Annotated in this window: 15 protein-coding genes and 1 tRNA gene; 10 read left to right on the plus strand and 6 right to left on the minus strand. The window is 63.1% G+C overall.

The window, feature by feature from the left end; genetic code table 11:
• The first annotated feature begins 32 nt into the window (after window positions 1-32).
• Both CKW13_RS11655 and CKW13_RS11660 read left to right on the plus strand, forming a co-directional pair.
• Window positions 33-278 carry a DUF2789 domain-containing protein gene (locus tag CKW13_RS11655; RefSeq protein WP_095108765.1) on the plus strand — a complete coding sequence of 82 codons (246 nt, stop codon included), beginning with the start codon at window positions 33-35 and terminating at the stop codon, window positions 276-278.
• Window positions 279-423: 145 nt separating this feature from the next.
• Window positions 424-1,053: an NADH:ubiquinone oxidoreductase subunit N gene (locus CKW13_RS11660; protein ID WP_095108766.1), complete on the plus strand. Its 630-nt coding sequence runs from the start codon at window positions 424-426 to the stop codon at window positions 1,051-1,053.
• A 32-nt stretch (window positions 1,054-1,085) separates the two neighbouring features.
• Here CKW13_RS11660 and CKW13_RS11665 read toward each other — a convergent pair whose 3' ends face one another.
• Both CKW13_RS11665 and CKW13_RS11670 read right to left on the minus strand, forming a co-directional pair.
• Window positions 1,086-1,547 (minus strand): RES family NAD+ phosphorylase, encoded by a 462-nt coding sequence (locus CKW13_RS11665; RefSeq protein WP_095108767.1) that lies wholly within the window; start codon window positions 1,545-1,547, stop codon window positions 1,086-1,088.
• Window positions 1,547-2,026 (minus strand): antitoxin Xre/MbcA/ParS toxin-binding domain-containing protein, encoded by a 480-nt coding sequence (locus CKW13_RS11670; protein ID WP_218192051.1) that lies wholly within the window; start codon window positions 2,024-2,026, stop codon window positions 1,547-1,549. Before CKW13_RS11670 ends, CKW13_RS11665 begins: the two co-directional genes overlap by 1 nt.
• Window positions 2,027-2,271: 245 nt before the next feature.
• Between CKW13_RS11670 and CKW13_RS11675 the strand changes: the two genes are divergently transcribed.
• Both CKW13_RS11675 and CKW13_RS11680 read left to right on the plus strand, forming a co-directional pair.
• Window positions 2,272-3,783, plus strand: a complete 1,512-nt coding sequence (locus tag CKW13_RS11675) for a YdgA family protein (RefSeq protein ID WP_095108768.1) — start codon at window positions 2,272-2,274, stop codon at window positions 3,781-3,783.
• Between the two features lie 211 nt (window positions 3,784-3,994).
• Window positions 3,995-4,189: a hypothetical protein gene (locus CKW13_RS11680; protein WP_095108769.1), complete on the plus strand. Its 195-nt coding sequence runs from the start codon at window positions 3,995-3,997 to the stop codon at window positions 4,187-4,189.
• A 62-nt stretch (window positions 4,190-4,251) separates the two neighbouring features.
• Here the strand turns inward: CKW13_RS11680 and CKW13_RS11685 are convergent, their stop codons facing one another.
• Window positions 4,252-5,298, minus strand: coding sequence for an acyltransferase (locus tag CKW13_RS11685; RefSeq protein ID WP_176465097.1), 1,047 nt, complete (start codon window positions 5,296-5,298; stop codon window positions 4,252-4,254).
• Window positions 5,299-5,618: 320 nt separating this feature from the next.
• Between CKW13_RS11685 and CKW13_RS11690 the strand changes: the two genes are divergently transcribed.
• Both CKW13_RS11690 and CKW13_RS11695 read left to right on the plus strand, forming a co-directional pair.
• Complete coding sequence (locus CKW13_RS11690; RefSeq protein ID WP_095108771.1) at window positions 5,619-6,518, plus strand: hypothetical protein; 900 nt, start codon at window positions 5,619-5,621, stop codon at window positions 6,516-6,518.
• Window positions 6,519-6,603: 85 nt separating this feature from the next.
• Entirely contained in the window at window positions 6,604-7,053 is a 450-nt protein-coding gene (locus CKW13_RS11695; protein ID WP_095108772.1) for a GNAT family N-acetyltransferase, read from the plus strand.
• Between the two features lie 67 nt (window positions 7,054-7,120).
• On the opposite strand, the gene CKW13_RS11700 is transcribed toward CKW13_RS11695, so the two are convergent.
• Window positions 7,121-7,197 (minus strand) — tRNA-Arg (locus tag CKW13_RS11700).
• Between the two features lie 350 nt (window positions 7,198-7,547).
• Between CKW13_RS11700 and gabD the strand changes: the two genes are divergently transcribed.
• From gabD to CKW13_RS11715, 3 genes are all read left to right on the plus strand, one after another.
• Window positions 7,548-8,990, plus strand: a complete 1,443-nt coding sequence (gabD, locus tag CKW13_RS11705) for an NADP-dependent succinate-semialdehyde dehydrogenase (RefSeq protein ID WP_095108773.1) — start codon at window positions 7,548-7,550, stop codon at window positions 8,988-8,990.
• Between the two features lie 181 nt (window positions 8,991-9,171).
• The gene (gene gabT, locus CKW13_RS11710; protein WP_095108774.1) at window positions 9,172-10,449 is read left to right on the plus strand and encodes a 4-aminobutyrate--2-oxoglutarate transaminase; all 1,278 of its coding nucleotides are present in this window, start codon (window positions 9,172-9,174) and stop codon (window positions 10,447-10,449) included.
• Between the two features lie 127 nt (window positions 10,450-10,576).
• Entirely contained in the window at window positions 10,577-11,791 is a 1,215-nt protein-coding gene (locus CKW13_RS11715; RefSeq protein ID WP_095108775.1) for a response regulator, read from the plus strand.
• Window positions 11,792-11,812: 21 nt separating this feature from the next.
• Here CKW13_RS11715 and CKW13_RS11720 read toward each other — a convergent pair whose 3' ends face one another.
• Together CKW13_RS11720 and desA are read right to left on the minus strand one after the other, a co-directional pair.
• Entirely contained in the window at window positions 11,813-12,367 is a 555-nt protein-coding gene (locus tag CKW13_RS11720; protein WP_256576571.1) for a GGDEF domain-containing protein, read from the minus strand.
• A 93-nt stretch (window positions 12,368-12,460) separates the two neighbouring features.
• Window positions 12,461-13,645 (minus strand): delta-9 fatty acid desaturase DesA, encoded by a 1,185-nt coding sequence (gene desA / locus CKW13_RS11725; protein ID WP_095108777.1) that lies wholly within the window; start codon window positions 13,643-13,645, stop codon window positions 12,461-12,463.
• A gap of 149 nt (window positions 13,646-13,794) precedes the next feature.
• Here desA and dibA point away from each other — a divergent pair, with 149 nt between their 5' ends.
• A complete protein-coding gene (dibA, locus tag CKW13_RS11730) occupies window positions 13,795-15,714 on the plus strand; it encodes a phosphodiesterase DibA (RefSeq protein WP_095108778.1) in 1,920 nt (639 codons plus the stop codon).
• Window positions 15,715-15,795: the final 81 nt, after the last annotated feature.

A 15,795-nucleotide genomic window follows, 5' to 3' on the forward strand; every position in this document is an offset into this window, starting at 1 on the left:
CGCTTGCCCCTTTACGATCTGGAGTTGTTGTCATGGAATCACCTACCCACAGCCTGCCCGCCCTGTTCAAGCAGTTGGGCTTGCCCGAGGACGCGTTGAGCATTGACCAGTTCATCACCAGCCATTCGCCGCTCAAGGCGGATGTGCTCCTGGCCGACGCTTTGTTCTGGACGCCCGCCCAGGCGCAATTTTTGCGCGAAGAGATTCTTGACGACGCTGACTGGGCCGAGATCGTCGACCAATTGAACCTGCTCCTACGCAAGCCCCGCCAAAGCTGAACCGCCCCGCACAAAAGCAGACGAACGCATCGTTTGCCGCGCAGTAAATCCTGGGGCCATTGCTATGCTTTGAACTGTCGGGCCGAGGTGGCGCAAAGCCACTGGGCCACGGTTCAGGCTCGCGTTGGTCATGGGGATTCCAATAATGAAAAACCCTTATGCTCCCGGCTTCTGGTGCGCCATCGTCGCGCTGGTGCTGCTCTCGGCGACTTACTTTTACGGCATCATGCTGGCCCACCAGATCGACAAGGCCCTGGTGTTCCTCGACAGCGTCTGCGCGTTGATCGCGGTGATGGCCATTGCGGTGGTGGCCTGGGCCGCGGTGCAAAACCAGCGCACCCGCAAACGCCAACTCGAACAAGGCAAAACCCGCGTGCTGATCTGGGACACCAAGGTCGCCCTGCGCCGGGTCGAGACCGTGTTCGACCGCTACTTCTGGGGCAGCTACTGGCAGCCGGGGCGCACCTTCCAAGAAGTGATGGGCGAACTCACCGGCACCCCGCTGGAAAAAAGCCTCGAAGCCCTCAAGCAGCAATGCCAAAGCCTCGACCGCCAAGTCGCCGGGCGCCACTGGCTGAACAATGCCCGGGAACTGAGCGACGTCGCCACCGCCATGGCCCGCGAGCGCTATCAACTGGATTTCCACGACCCCCGCGTCGGCGGGCCGGGCAATGCGGTGATAAACCGTGATTTTGAAGTGCTGGTGTACACCTGGACCGCCCGCCTGAAAAGCTTCGACCACCAGCTAGATGCCATGGAAATCGAATACACCTAACACCGTAGAAAGCGGGCTCGCCCGCTTTCTACCTACGAGCGTTTGGCGAACATGCGCGGGTCGTAGCTGAAGTCGTAGACCTCGACCACTTCGATGCGGCTGGCCGCCGGGTGGCGCGGGTTGATGACCAGGTTCTGCTCCAGCGGCAGGATCACCGACGGCACCCGCAGCCCCAGGTAGCGCGCCTCGGTCAGCCACGCGGTGCCGAAATCCATGCTGGGCCGGTCGAACGGGCGCAGGTCCCAGCCCTTGGGCAACTGCTGGGGGGTGAGGTACAGCGTCGGTTCGTCGGGCAGCTCGAAGCAGGTGATCTTTACCGGGTAGTCGGGCATGCGCGTGGCGTGGACGAAGGTTTCCAGGGCGCAAATGGCCGGGCTCAGGCCCATGTACACGGCGGGCACGTCGATGTCGTTCCAGCGCCCGCCTTCCATGGCGGCGCCCGTGCCGCTCAGGTCACGGGCGCGTTTGGCCTTGGCGATCCTCCAGGCGCGCATCAGACCACGCCGCCCCATTCCATGGCGTTGAGCACCCGGCGCACCTGCTTGGCGCCGATTTCCATTTCGCACAGTTCGATGGGGGTCTTGTTGTTCAGTGCCTGGTTCGGTGCGGTCATCCAGGCCACGGCTTTGCCTTGGTCCTCGAACAACTCGGCGGCCTGGGTGGCGATCACCGCGATGCGGTCCAGACGCTCGGACGCCACCGGGCCCAGGGGTTTGTCGTCCTTGCGGCGGCGCTCCAGGGTAGAGAGCGAAGTGTTGAACAGCGCCTCGATCAAGCGGTTGTTGAGGCCGAACGCGGCTTTGGTTTCGTCGATCCACGTGGCGGAAAAACCGTTGAGGATCAGCTCCAGGCGCTGGTTTTCGCTATGGCCGAGCAGCTCCTGGACCATGTTCCAGAACAACGGGTGCTCGGTTTTATCCACAGGCTGCGCGGCGGGCCGGGCGGGTTTACGGACAAGGGATTGAACGCTCATGCTGGCTCCTATCATTTGACGTGCTTTGCTTCGTCAAATGAAGAATAGGCCCGCCAGGCAAAATTTACAGCCCCCGCCAGACCGGCGGTCGCGTCGCCTTCACTGTTTTTCACATGCAAAGTTGCGGTCTGCGGCCAAAGGCAGTGCTAATCTGCCCGGCACTTTCGCACCGTCGAGCCACGGCCCCCAAAGGGTTCAGGGATGAGCGGCGCAGTTTTCAACTACGGATATCGATCGGGAACCACATGAATAAGTCAGCAGGCGTACTGGTAGGGATTGTCGTCGCAGTAGGTGCCATCAGCGCGGGCGGCGCCTGGTACACCGGCACGAAGCTGGAAGGGGTGCTGCAGACCTCCGTGCAGGAGGCCAACAAGGAACTGCAAGCGGCGATGATCGGCTCCAACGGCACCGCCAACCTGGAGCTGGTATCGCTGGAGCGCGGCACCTTCAGCAGCGTGGCGCGCTACCGCCTCAAGGGCCAGGGCGAGATGTTCGGCGACGCGGCCGAGGGCGTGGAGCTGCTGTTCACCGACCGCATCGAACACGGCCCGCTGCCGTTCTCGCGCCTGGTCACCCTGAAGTGGCTGCCGGTAATGGCCACCAGTCATTACTCCCTGGAAAAAACCCCGTTCACCGAAAAATGGTTCGCCGCCACCCACGATGCCTCGCCGGTCAAAGGCGTGGTCAACCTGGGCTACGACCGCTCGGCCAGCGGCAATGTCGAACTGCTGCCCCTGGAACTGGCGCTGGACGAGCAGTCCACCCTGAAATTCTCCGGCCTCAACATGGAACTGGCCGTGGCCGCCGAGGCGCAAAAACTCAAGGCCAATGGCTACATGGACAGCCTCACGGTGGCCACCGTGGCCGAAGACCAGACCCCGGTGCTCATGGAGCTCAATGGCCTGACCCTGGCCAGCGACTTGGCCAAAGGCTCCTTCGGCTACTACCTGGGCCAGAACAACCTGGAGCTCAAGGAAGCCAAGACCACCTTCGGCTCCCAGCAAGCGGTGCTCAGCCTGAAGAAATTCGAAGCCCGCAGCAGCACCGAGGAGTCGGGCAGCAACGCCGCCGGGCGTGCCGTCTACACCATTGGCGACGTGGCCTATAACGGCAAGACCCTGGGCAGCGCAAACATGGCCTGGGGCATCAAGAACCTCGACATCCCCGCCACCCTGTCGCTGATGCAGGTGTATCAGACCAAGCTGCAACCCTATGAAGAGGCTGCTGCGGCTGCTGAAGCGGCGGGCGAGCCCGCGCCGCAGTTGCAACTGAACGAAGCCGAGCAAGCCCAGGTCAAGGCTGGCCTGGAAAAACTGCTGGCCGCCAAACCCCAGGTCGCCCTGGAAAACCTGTCGTTCAAGACCGCCAACGGCGAGAGCCGGATGAGCCTGGTGGTGGACCTGACCCAGCCGCAATCCCTGGAGCTGCCGTCCGCCGAGCTGGGCCAGCAACTGGTGGCGATGCTGGACTTCAACCTGCAACTGTCCAAGCCGATGATCGCCGACGTGGTCGCGGTACAGGCTCAGGTCGAAGGCCTGACGGACGCCAAGGCCATCAGCGAGCAAGCCAACATGACCAGCGAGATGATCGCCGCCATGGCCCTGGGCACCGAGTTGGCCACCCTCGAGGGCACCAACATCGTCTCCAAACTGCACTACACCAACCGCGAAGTGACCTTCAACGGCCAGAAAATGACCGTTGACCAGTTCGTCGGCTTCCTGATGAGCAAACTGGGTGGCGTTGCCGGGGTTCAATAACTTGCGGGGCAGCCCCCTGTGGGAGCGGGCCTGCCCGCGATAGCGGTTTACCCGTCGGGGGCTTCAAGGGGGCCGAGGCCTGTGCGCCACGGCAAGCGTTTCGCGCGCCGCCGCGCCCAGGCCTTAGTGCCCGGCGATGCCCTGTGGTCATGGCTTCGCGGAGCGAAAGCGAGCACTATCGGGGTACTTACTGGTGCATGGGAGGCCAGCCTTGACCCAACGAATCGACCGTATCGCCCAACTGCTCAATTGCCCGGTGCTGGGCGAAGACATCCGCCGCGCGATCACCGACACCCGCAAAGAGGTCCTCACCGACGAAGAGGACGAGAGCGAGCACGACACCGACGACGTCCCAACGCCCAGTAGCAAGGGGGCTCGCCCGCGCCCGGCGGCGCAGCGGCCGTAGAAACCTGCCGGGCACCCCATCGTATAGGGCTGCGCGCACCCAGCGCGGGCGAGGCCCCTTGCCTACAAGGCCTGTTCGTAGGGCCGCGCATTACGGGGCCGGTCAAGAAAAACCCACCGCAGCCATTGGGTCATCGGCAGTTCCACCAGGCGATACATGCTGATCGCCATCAGGTAGCACAGGCCAATCGCCACGGGAGTTATCAGGTAGGCGAGGGCACCCGGGGTGTCTAATACGTGGAACACCTTGTTGAACACCTTCATCACGTACGGGTGGAACAGGTACAGCGAGTAACTGGCATCCCCCAACAGCACCAGGATGGCGGGCAAGCGAACCCCGGCCAGACCATGCACCAACCCCAGGAACGCCACCGTGGCCGGCAGGCCCCAGCAACCAATACGCCCCAGCCACGGCTCCAACGGCGCGGTGAACGGCATGCAGGCGATCGCCGCGACGCCCAGCAGCACCAGCGCCACCCGCACGCCTGGCGCGGGGCCGGCGTTGCGCCAGGCCTGGGTGCGCATATAGAGGACGTAGCAGCCCATCCCCAGGGCGAATTCAGCAAGGATGTCCGAGGTGTAGAACTCCCCCAGCACGGACTCGGGCGTCAGCCCTTTGCCCAGCGCCACCAGGGCCAGCAGCACGCTTGAACAAACGAGCAAACGGTGGCGCTGGCTGACGGCCATGGACAGGGCGAACACCAGGTAGAAAAACATCTCGTAGTTCAGGGTCCAGCCCAGGTAGAGCAGGGGCTGGACGAACTCGCCCTTTTGGTAGGGGATAAACAGCAGCGACTTGATAAGGCCGGGCCAATCGGCCGTGGTGTTGTCCAGCAGGTTGGGCAGCAGCAGGGCGATGGCGAATACGCCGAGGGTGCCGAGCCAGTACAGCGGCACCACGCGAATCACCCGTTTGGCAAAAAAGTGGCGTTTGGACTGGGCCGTGACCAGGGCCATGATGAAGCCGCTTATCACGAAGAAAATATCCACGCCCCAGGCACCGTTACGGAACAGCGGCACATGGAAAATCACCACGGCAGTCGCCGCGATGGCTCGCAAGAGCTGGACGCTGTCCAGTTTATCGGCGGGGGGGGAGGAGGTTGCGGGCATGGGCCGTCCCTGTTCGTCGGCTGGGGCCACGCGACGCCGGGTTCGGCGCCGCGACCTAAGAAGCTTCTGGGGACGACCACGCTTCTTGATGGCCTGGAGTGTAGCAAGCGGGCTAGCCCGCGCTCGGCTGCGCAACAGCCGAAAAACGCCAGGACGCAATAGCACCCCGCACGGCGTGGCCTGTTTCGGCATTTCCTGCAGGCTTGGCGATGATGTCGCGGCAATTGTCTGTGTAGGAGTCATCTTCAGAGCCTGTAAACTCTTTCGCCACCGCGCAGGAGCGCGGTTTGTATATCGATCAAGCGCGAAGAGGATAGGCAATGAGTCTGTGGGATGACCTGAAAAAGAAAGCCGTCGATGCCAACCCCGAACTTGCGGCCAAGGCCGCCCAGGCGCTGACCAAGGCCCGGGACATGGCGGTGGAGGCCGGCCAGAAAGCCGCGCCGGTACTCAAGGACGCTAGCGACAAGGCTGCGGCCTATGCCCAGGAAAAGACCCCCATCCTCAAGGCTCAGGCACTCAAGGCCATCGAAGACGCCAAGCTGCGCCGCGCCGAACTCAAGGAACGCGCCCGGCACGACAAGGCCGCGCGCGACGAAATGATCCGCACCATGTACGACATCAGCCTGGCGCCCGAAGACCCCAACTTCATCGATGAACCGTTCAACCACGACGAACGCCAGCTGCATTTTTTTGTCGTCACCGGGCAAGTCCTCGACACCCAGAAACGCAACCAGACCCACCTCAGCGCCAGCCACTCGCACCACGCCGGCGGCGGCCTGCTGATCGACGGCTACGGCTCCATCGGCGGCAGCTCGTCGTCAATGCACGTGAGCAGCCACAACGTCCAAGAGCATGAATTCTGGGTGCAACTGCGCGACGGCAAGGAAGCCTGCTTCCAGTTCACCAATAGCGACGTGCGCATCCGCACCGGGCAAACCGTCAGCCTGCTGTTCGCGCGCGCCACCGACAGCCAGAACGGCAAAATGGTGGCGCTGTACAACCACAGCTCCCAAGAGAACTTCACCCTCGCCGGCCCGGCCACCATCAACCGCATGTTCAACCTCTACACCGTCGAACCGGGCCTGTTCAACCGCACCGAAGTGACCACCACCCGTAATCGCCTGCTGCAGGAGTTGGAACGGCGGCTGGGGCAATTGGCGCGCTATTGCGCGTTGCATGGCAATTGTGAGGTGCGGGTGATTGAGGGGCAGGGTTGATGACTGATTTGGATACTTGCCAGCCCAAGGTGACGGCCTTCGATCCGTGATTGCACGCAGGAATATTGAGAGGCAGAGGCAAACGATGGAGTGCATAGGGGAAAAAACAATACGAGCGGCCACAGATGCGGATATTCCCGCAATCTTTGATATCCGCACCAGCGTCAAGGAAAACCACCTATCCCATGAGCAGCTAACGCAAATGGGCATAACCCCCGAGGCCATACGGCAGGCCATTTCCCTGGCACCTTGTGTGTGGGTGGCCGAGGTCGAGGGTGTGCCGGTGGGGTTTTCTATGGCTGACCTCGACGACGCCTGCGTGTTTGCCGCGTTCGTCCTGCCTGAGTACGAGGGGTACGGCTTGGGCCGTAGCTTGATGGCACACGCCGAGGCTTTCCTGTTCCAGCACCACCGGGTGATATGGCTGGAAACCGCCGCCGCCAGCCGCGCCAGTGGCTTCTATCGTCACCTGGGCTGGGTGCCGGTGGAAGACTTGCCCGAAGGTGATGTCCGTTTTGAAAAACACCTGGCCTGAGCGCGCAAACGCCAGCGCCAGAAACAACAAAGCCCGCACTAGGCGGGCTTGTTGGGGTGTTGCGATATGGTGCACCAGGCGGGATTCGAACCCACGACCCCTGCCTTCGGAGGGCAGTACTCTATCCAGCTGAGCTACTGGTGCAATGCGGGCGCCATGATACTCATATGCATTGCGGGCGTCCATGCTGCTGAATCGACAGGTGTTTTTTACCCGTCGGGCGGCGGAGGCGGGCGTTGATCTGAAAGTGCCGCCAGGGCGAGGGGTTTTGTTCTTTTTTTCGAACAACCTATTGTCCTTTACCCCCTTTGAACCTAGGATTCGTTTGAGATTTCAAACGCTCTTGTCTGGGTGCTGAACCGCACGCTCGTTCCCGCGTGCGCTGATTGTGCTTCGGCCCGGTGAATGAATTTCCTGACGGCAGCCCTTGAGGCGCCTTTTTTAACAATCAACAATTCGCTCCGCCTTGTGCGGTGCTGTTAAGGAAAGCCTACATGCAGCTCAAAGACACCCAGTTGTTCCGCCAGCAAGCCTTCATCGACGGTGCTTGGGTCGACGCGGACAACGGTCAGACGATCAAGGTCACCAACCCGGCCACCGGCGAAGTGCTGGGCACCGTGCCGAAAATGGGCGCCGCTGAAACCCGCCGGGCCATTGAGGCCGCAGACAAGGCGTTGCCAGCCTGGCGTGCACTGACCGCCAAGGAGCGCGCCAACAAGCTGCGCCGCTGGTACGAATTGTTGATCGAGAACCAGGACGACCTCGGCCGCCTGATGACCCTTGAGCAGGGCAAGCCGCTGGCCGAGGCCAAGGGCGAAATCGTCTACGCCGCCTCGTTCATCGAGTGGTTCGCCGAAGAAGCCAAGCGCATCTACGGCGATGTGATCCCCGGCCACCAGCCCGACAAGCGCCTGATCGTCATCAAGCAGCCGATCGGCGTGACCGCCGCCATTACCCCGTGGAACTTCCCGGCCGCGATGATTACCCGCAAGGCCGGCCCGGCCCTGGCCGCCGGTTGCACCATGGTCATCAAACCTGCCTCGCAAACTCCGTTCTCGGCCCTGGCCCTGGTTGAGCTGGCGCACCGCGCCGGTATCCCTAAAGGTGTGTTGAGCGTGGTCACCGGCAGCGCCGGCGACATCGGCGGCGAGCTGACCAGCAACCCCACCGTGCGTAAGCTGTCCTTCACCGGCTCCACCGAAATTGGCCGTCAACTGATGGCCGAATGCGCCAAGGACATCAAGAAAGTCTCCCTGGAACTGGGCGGCAACGCGCCGTTCATCGTGTTCGACGACGCGGACCTGGATAAGGCCGTCGAAGGCGCGATCATCTCCAAGTACCGCAATAACGGCCAAACCTGCGTTTGCGCCAACCGGCTGTACATTCAGGACTCGATCTACGACGCCTTCGCCGAAAAACTCAAGGTGGCGGTGGCCAAGCTCAAGATCGGCAACGGTCTGGAAGAGGGCACCACCACTGGCCCGCTGATCGATGAAAAAGCTGTGGCCAAGGTCCAGGAACACATCGCCGACGCCCTGAGCAAAGGCGCCACACTGCTGGCCGGCGGCAAACCTATGGAAGGCAACTTCTTCGAGCCGACCATCCTGGTCAACGTGCCCAAGAACGCGGCCGTGGCCAAGGAAGAAACCTTCGGCCCGCTGGCGCCGCTGTTCCGCTTCAAGGACGAGGCCGAAGTGATCGCGATGTCCAACGACACCGAGTTCGGCCTGGCGTCGTACTTTTACGCCCGTGACCTGGGCCGGGTGTTCCGCGTGGCCGAGGCTTTGGAATACGGCATGGTTGGCGTCAATACCGGGTTGATCTCCAACGAAGTGGCGCCATTCGGCGGCATCAAGGCCTCGGGCCTGGGCCGTGAAGGCTCCAAGTACGGGATCGAGGATTACCTGGAAATCAAATACCTCTGCCTGGGCATCTAAGCCCGGCCGGGAATGCTGCAAACGCCAGGGGCACGAGAGCGCTGACCCCTGGCGCGTTCCAAACCGTTATTCGAAGTGGCCGGGAAAGCTGTGGCAGTCGATCATCGCATGCTGGCGTAGTTGCCTCCCCACCACGTAATCCTTGAGCTGCGCCACCCGATGAGTGGCGAATGAGGACTTTATGAGCAAGACAAACGCTTCTTTGATGAAACGCCGCGAAGCCGCTGTACCGCGCGGTGTTGGCCAGATTCACCCGATCTTCGCCGACTCGGCGAAGAACGCCACCGTGACCGACGTCGAAGGTCGCGAGTTCATCGATTTCGCTGGCGGTATCGCGGTGCTGAACACCGGTCACCTGCACCCGAAAATCATCGCGGCGGTCACCGAGCAACTGAACAAACTGACCCACACCTGCTTCCAGGTGTTGGCGTACGAGCCCTACGTGGAGCTGTGCGAGAAGGTCAACGCCAAGGTGCCGGGTGATTTCGCGAAGAAAACCCTGCTGGTCACTACCGGTTCCGAAGCGGTGGAAAACGCCGTGAAGATCGCCCGTGCCGCCACTGGCCGCGCCGGCGTGATCGCCTTCACCGGCGCCTACCACGGCCGCACCATGATGACCCTGGGCCTGACCGGCAAAGTCGTGCCGTACTCGGCGGGCATGGGCCTGATGCCGGGCGGTATCTTCCGCGCGCTGTACCCCAACGAGCTGCACGGCGTGAGCGTCGACGACTCCATCGCCAGCATCGAACGCATCTTCAAGAACGACGCCGAGCCCCGTGACATCGCGGCCATCATCATCGAGCCAGTGCAGGGCGAGGGCGGCTTCTACGTCGCGCCGAAAGCGTTCATGCAGCGCCTGCGCGAGCTGTGCGACAAGCACGGCATCCTGTTGATCGCTGACGAAGTACAAACCGGCGCCGGTCGTACCGGCACCTTCTTCGCCATGGAACAGATGGGCGTTGCCGCCGACCTGACCACTTTCGCCAAATCCATCGCTGGTGGCTTCCCGCTGGCCGGTGTTTGCGGCAAGGCCGAGTACATGGACGCTATCGCCCCCGGTGGCCTGGGCGGCACCTACGCCGGTAGCCCGATCGCGTGTGCCGCGGCCCTGGCGGTGATGGAAGTCTTTGAAGAAGAGCAGCTGCTCGACCGCTGCAAAGCCGTGGGCGAACGCTTGGTGAGTGGCCTCAAGGCGATCCAGGCGAAATACCCGGTGATCGGCGACGTACGCGCCCTGGGGGCGATGATCGCCGTTGAGCTGTTCGACGATGGCGACACCCACAAGCCCAACGCGGCGGCGGTGGCCGCAGTGGTCGCCAAGGCGCGTGAAAAGGGCCTGATCCTGCTGTCCTGCGGCACTTACGGCAACGTCCTGCGGGTGCTGGTGCCGCTGACCTCGCCGGACGAGCAACTGGACAAGGGCCTGGCGATCATCGAAGCGTGCTTCGCCGAGCTGTGAGTGTGAGTTGATCGACAAAAAACCCGCTTCGGCGGGTTTTTTTATGGCTTTGCGCGGTTATTCGGGCTTTGTGCTGTATCGAAAGGCCAGCATTGTCTAAAGTTCAGCCATTGTCTGGAGCGTGCTGATGAAGGCTGTTGATGTACCCGCTGCACCCCGAGTGCTAATCGCGGACGCGGACCCCTGGTCGCGAGACTTGCTCAAGCAGGTCGTGCTGAACGTGCGTTGCGATGCGCGGCTGGATGTGTGCGGTGATGGCCAGCAAGCGCTGGCGCTGTTTAGCGAAAAGCCCTACGACCTGGTGATTGCCGATTGGGAGTTGCCCGGTGTCGATGGGTTGGGCCTGCTGCGCAGCATGCGTCAGCAGCGGCGCAACCCGGTGCTCCCGTTCATGTTGCTCAGCCACCGCAGCGACAGTGCCAGCGTGCGCCAAGCCTTGCCCCTGGCGCCCACCGCTTACCTGACCAAACCCCTGGACATGGAAGGCCTGACCCAGCGTTTGCGGGAGTTGCTGCTGGGCGCGGGCCCGCCGCTGACCTGCGAGGTGCCGGCCCTGGCGCGGGGCATTAGCCTCAATGGCTTTCTGGAACGGCGCCGCGACGTGGCCGATGGCGCGCCGCTGCTGGCTGATGTGCAATTGGCGGTCAAGCGCAGCCTCAACCCCCAAGGCCTGGATCTGAAGGTGCTGGAACAGGAAGTCCGCACCGACCCGCAGATCACCGCCGTGCTGATCGCCGCCGCCAACAGCGCGGCCCAGCATCACGGCAGCGCGGTGCAAACCCTGCCCCAGGCCTTGCAGCGCCTGGGCAGCGGGCAAAGCATGAACCTGATCCTGGGCCTGGCCCTCAAGCGCAGCGCGCGCCTGAGCGACCCGGCGCTGGCCGATTACGCCGAGCGTTACTGGCAACTGTCGCTGCACACCGCCGAATATGCACGCAGCCTGGCCCGCACCCTGGAACTGGACCAGGAGCGCTGTTATTGCGCGGGCATGCTGCATTGCCTGGGCGACCTGGCGCTGCTGCGCTGCCTGCAGGAGTGGTTGCAGGCGGGCGGCGAGTTGGACGACCAGCAAGACGTAGGCGAGGCCCTGGCGCGCTTTGGTGCGGCCTACGGCTCGGCGCTGCGCACCCGCTGGCGCTTGCCCCTGGAACTGCGGGAGTTGATCGCGGCGATCTATCACCTGGGCGGCGGGGTTTACTCGCGCGAAGCCTTGGTGATGAACATGGCCGCCCAAATGGCGCGCCTGCGCACCGCGGACGGCATCGAAGCCCTGGCCGGCAGCAAAACCGCACGCCTGTTGCGGCTCGGCCTGCCGGAGCTGGCGCGCCTGCGTCGGGGCTGATGGCTTTGTAGCAAACGGGCCTCAGCCCAGCGCAATGCGGTTGCCGCCCAGATGCTTGGCTTCGCGGCTGGCGTTTTGTGCGCGCAGGGCCAGGCTTTGCAGGCTCAGGTCGGTGCCGCCGAGGCTGGCCAGGCCCAGGCTGAGGGTAATGCTGAAGTGTTGGCGGTCGTGGTCGAAGCTCAGCCCGTGAATCGTCTGGTGCAGGCGTTCGGCGACTTGCGCGGCCATGTCGGGCGGGCAACCGTTGAGTACGGCGGCAAAGGTTTCACCCTCGAGATGGCGGAACAGATCGCCATGGCGTAAGACCAGACGCCCGCGTTCGGCGATGCGCCGCAGCACGCGCAGGCCCTGGCGCTGGCCGTAGCGGGCGTTGACGTGGGCCAGGTCGTCGATCTCCAGGCGTAAGAATGCCAGTGGGGCGCCCTGCAGGCGCGCTTTGTCGAAGGCCAGGGTGGCGCGCTCGAAGAAGTCCCGGGCGCGCTCGCCCGGCGGCAATAGGCCCGCGCCGGCCATCGGCAACGGCCCGCAAGCGCTGTGTAGGTTCTTATCGATCATCGGCACAATCTCAAAGGGCACGCCGTGCCAGCGGCGAATGGCTCTTTGAGATAAGGGAAAAGGCACGAAGTTCCGCAAGGCGCGCCCGCGAACGGGGCGCGCCGGGGTGCGGGGTCAGGCAGTGGCGGGGCGCAGCGAGTAGGTTTTCAACTGGTCGGCGAACTCACGCAGCGACTGAATACCGCTGGCCTCGGCCTCGTGGATCCACTCCTTGATCGCGGCGAGCATGTCGTGGCCGTTGCTGCTGGTCTTGGCCCAGATCTGCTGCAAGGCCAGGCGTTTTTCGTAGATCACCTTCAGGGCCTGGCTGTGTTCGAGCATGGTCTGGATGCGCACGTGGTGGCGGTCGTCCAACAGGCTGGTTTCGCGCGAGAGCAAGCGCTTGGCACGGTGGAACTGGTGGCGCACCGAGTGGTCGACCCGCTCCAGCTCCTGCTTGACCAGGGGCGCGATCACCAATTTGCGGTACTGGGCCATGATCTGGAAGCGGTTGTTGAGGATCGCCATGGCGGTGTCCATGTCCAGGTGGCCCTTGCCTTCGACGCGGTGGGCAATGGGCGCCACGCGTTGCACCTTGGCCAGGCGCAGGAAGCTGAACACCTTGATCCAGGCCCAACCCAGGTCGAATTCCCACTTTTTGACCGACAACTTGGCCGAGTTGGGGTAGGTGTGGTGGTTGTTGTGCAGCTCCTCGCCGCCCACCAGGATGCCCCACGGCACCAGGTTGGTGGCGGCGTCGCGGCACTCGAAATTGCGGTAGCCCACGGCATGCCCCAGGCCATTGATGACGCCGGCGGCCCAGAACGGAATCCACATCATCTGGATCGCCCAGATGGTGATGCCGATGGTGCCGAACAGCAGCAGGTCGATGATGCCCATGAAGGCCACGCCCAGCAGCGGGAAGCGGGTGTAGAGGTTGCGCTCGATCCAGTCGTCCGGGCAGTTCTTGCCGTAGATGCGCAGCGTCTCGGGGTTTTCTGCCTCGGCGCGGTACAGCTCGGCGCCTTTGCGCAGCACCGTGGACAGGCCCTTGATGACCGGGCTGTGGGGATCGTCCACGGTCTCGCACTTGGCGTGGTGCTTGCGGTGGATGGCGGTCCACTCGCGGGTGTTCTGCGCCGTGGTCAGCCACAGCCAGAAACGGAAGAAATGCTTGAGGCCCGCGTTGAGTTCCAGGGAGCGGTGGGCCGAGTAGCGGTGCAGATAAACCGTGACGCCGATGATGGTCACGTGGGTCATCAACAGGGTGACTGCCACCAGTTGCCACGGCGACAAGTCAAGAAAACCGTTGTACCACATAGGCTGTTTGGCCCTCGATTAAGTAAAGAGACTGCCGACGCATTATCACCATGCCCGCAGATAAAACCAGCCGAGGCGACAGATAACAGTGGCGTAATGATTCTTTCCCCTATAATCCCCAACTTTTCGTAGGGACTCTTGGCTGCCTTATGTCGGTTTCTTCTCGCGACGCCTTACGCGCAGCGCTGCTCTACTTCCTGTTATCGCTGCTCTGGCTGTCGATTACTGGTTATTTATTGAGCAATCACTTGGATGAATCTGCCGACGTGGCGCGTTGGCAGCTCGTCAATGGTGGGCTGTGGACGTTATTCAGTGCCGTGCTGATTTTTGCCGCCCGCAGCGGCTGGCTCAGTTTCCTCGGCATCGACGCCGCCGTGCGCCACCGCAAGGCCGACCGCGAACGCCTGCGCCAGGCCGCTGCCGTGTTCGATTGCACCCGCGAAGGGGTGTTGGTCAGTGACACCAAAGGCCAGATCGTGCACGTTAACCGCGCTTTTGCCGAAATAACCGGTTACCAAAAAGATGAGGTGTTGGGTCGCCAACCCAGCCTGTTCAAGTCCGGTCATCATTCCAAGGCGTTCTACGAGGAGATGTTCGCCACGCTGCAAAGCCATGACGAATGGAGCGGTGAGATCTGGAACCGGCGCAAAGGCGGCGAAATTTACCCGCAATGGCAGACGATCAGGGCCGTTCGCGACGAAAAGGGCCGAGTCTGCCACTACGTCGCGGTGTTTTCCGACATTAGCGCCATCAAGGATTCGGAGCACGAACTGGCCCACTTGGCCCACCACGACCCGCTCACCGGCCTGCCCAACCGTTTGCTGTTCACCGACCGCGCCGCCCAGGCGCTGGCGTCGGCGCAGATCCACAAGCGCGGGTGCGCCTTGCTGATGATCGACCTGGACCACTTCAAGATCATCAACGACAGCCTCGGCCACAACGTCGGCGACCAGTTGCTCAAGGCTGTGGCCGAGCGCCTGCAGGGTATGTTCGGCCCCGGTATCACCCTGGCGCGGCTGGGCGGCGATGAATTTGCGGTGCTCGCCGAGAGCTGTCCGCAACTGATGCAGGCCGCGGCGCTGGCGCAACGGGTGATCGATGGCCTCAAGGAACCGTTCCAACTGGGCGGGCATGCGCTGTTCGTCAACGCCAGCATCGGCATCAGCCTGTTCCCCAGCGACGCCCTGAGCGCCGAGCAACTGCTGCGCAACGCCGACTCGGCGCTGTTCAAGGCCAAGAGCGCCGGGCGCGAGGGTTACGCGCTGTACACCGAAGAACTGACCGCCCACGCCCAGCACCGGGTGGAAATCGCCAGCCAGCTACGCCGCGCCCTCGAACAAGGGGAATTGCGGGTTTACTACCAACCCGTACACGACCTGCGCAGCCGACGCCTGGTGGGGGTGGAAGCGCTGGTGCGCTGGCAGCACCCGGAGCGGGGCCTGGTGGCACCGGCCGAATTCATTCCGATTGCCGAACGCACCGGGTTGATCGCCGAGATCGACGCCTGGGTGCTGCACCAGGCGTGCGCACAGATGTGTGAGTGGCTCAAGGCCGGGGTGGACCTGTCGTTTGTCGCGGTGAATGTCTCCAGCCGTCTGTTCGCCCGCCGAGAGCTGTTCCAACAGGTTGCCCAAGTGCTGCACGACACTGGCCTGGACCCGGCTTTCCTGGAACTGGAAGTGACCGAGAGTGCGGTGATGGAAGACCCGGAAGTGGCCCTGGAGCAAATGCACCGCTTGCGCGAACTGGGCTTGCGCCTGGCCATCGACGATTTCGGTACGGGTTATTCGTCGCTGCTGCGCCTCAAGCGTTTGCCGGTGCAGAAGCTCAAGATCGACCAGGGCTTTGTCGCCGGGCTGCCCTGGGACGAGGACGACGCGGCCATCGTGCGGGTGATAATCGCCCTCGCGCAAAGCATGGGCATGCAGGTCCACGCCGAAGGGGTCGAGCAGGTGGAACAGGCGGCATTCCTGCTCGACCACGACTGCGACCTGGGCCAGGGCTACTGGTTCGGCAAACCCGTGCCCGCGCCGATGCTGGACTGGGCCAATCGACCGCAGATCCCCTGACCGCCCTCTATGGCAGAGAGCCTGCCCTGAGGGAGCGGGCTCGCCCGCACCCAGGCCCTAACGCGCGCTGAAAATGTTTGC

The sequence above is a fragment of the Pseudomonas sp. Irchel 3E20 genome, from assembly GCF_900187645.1.
In the GTDB taxonomy this organism is placed as follows: Bacteria; Pseudomonadota; Gammaproteobacteria; order Pseudomonadales; family Pseudomonadaceae; genus Aquipseudomonas.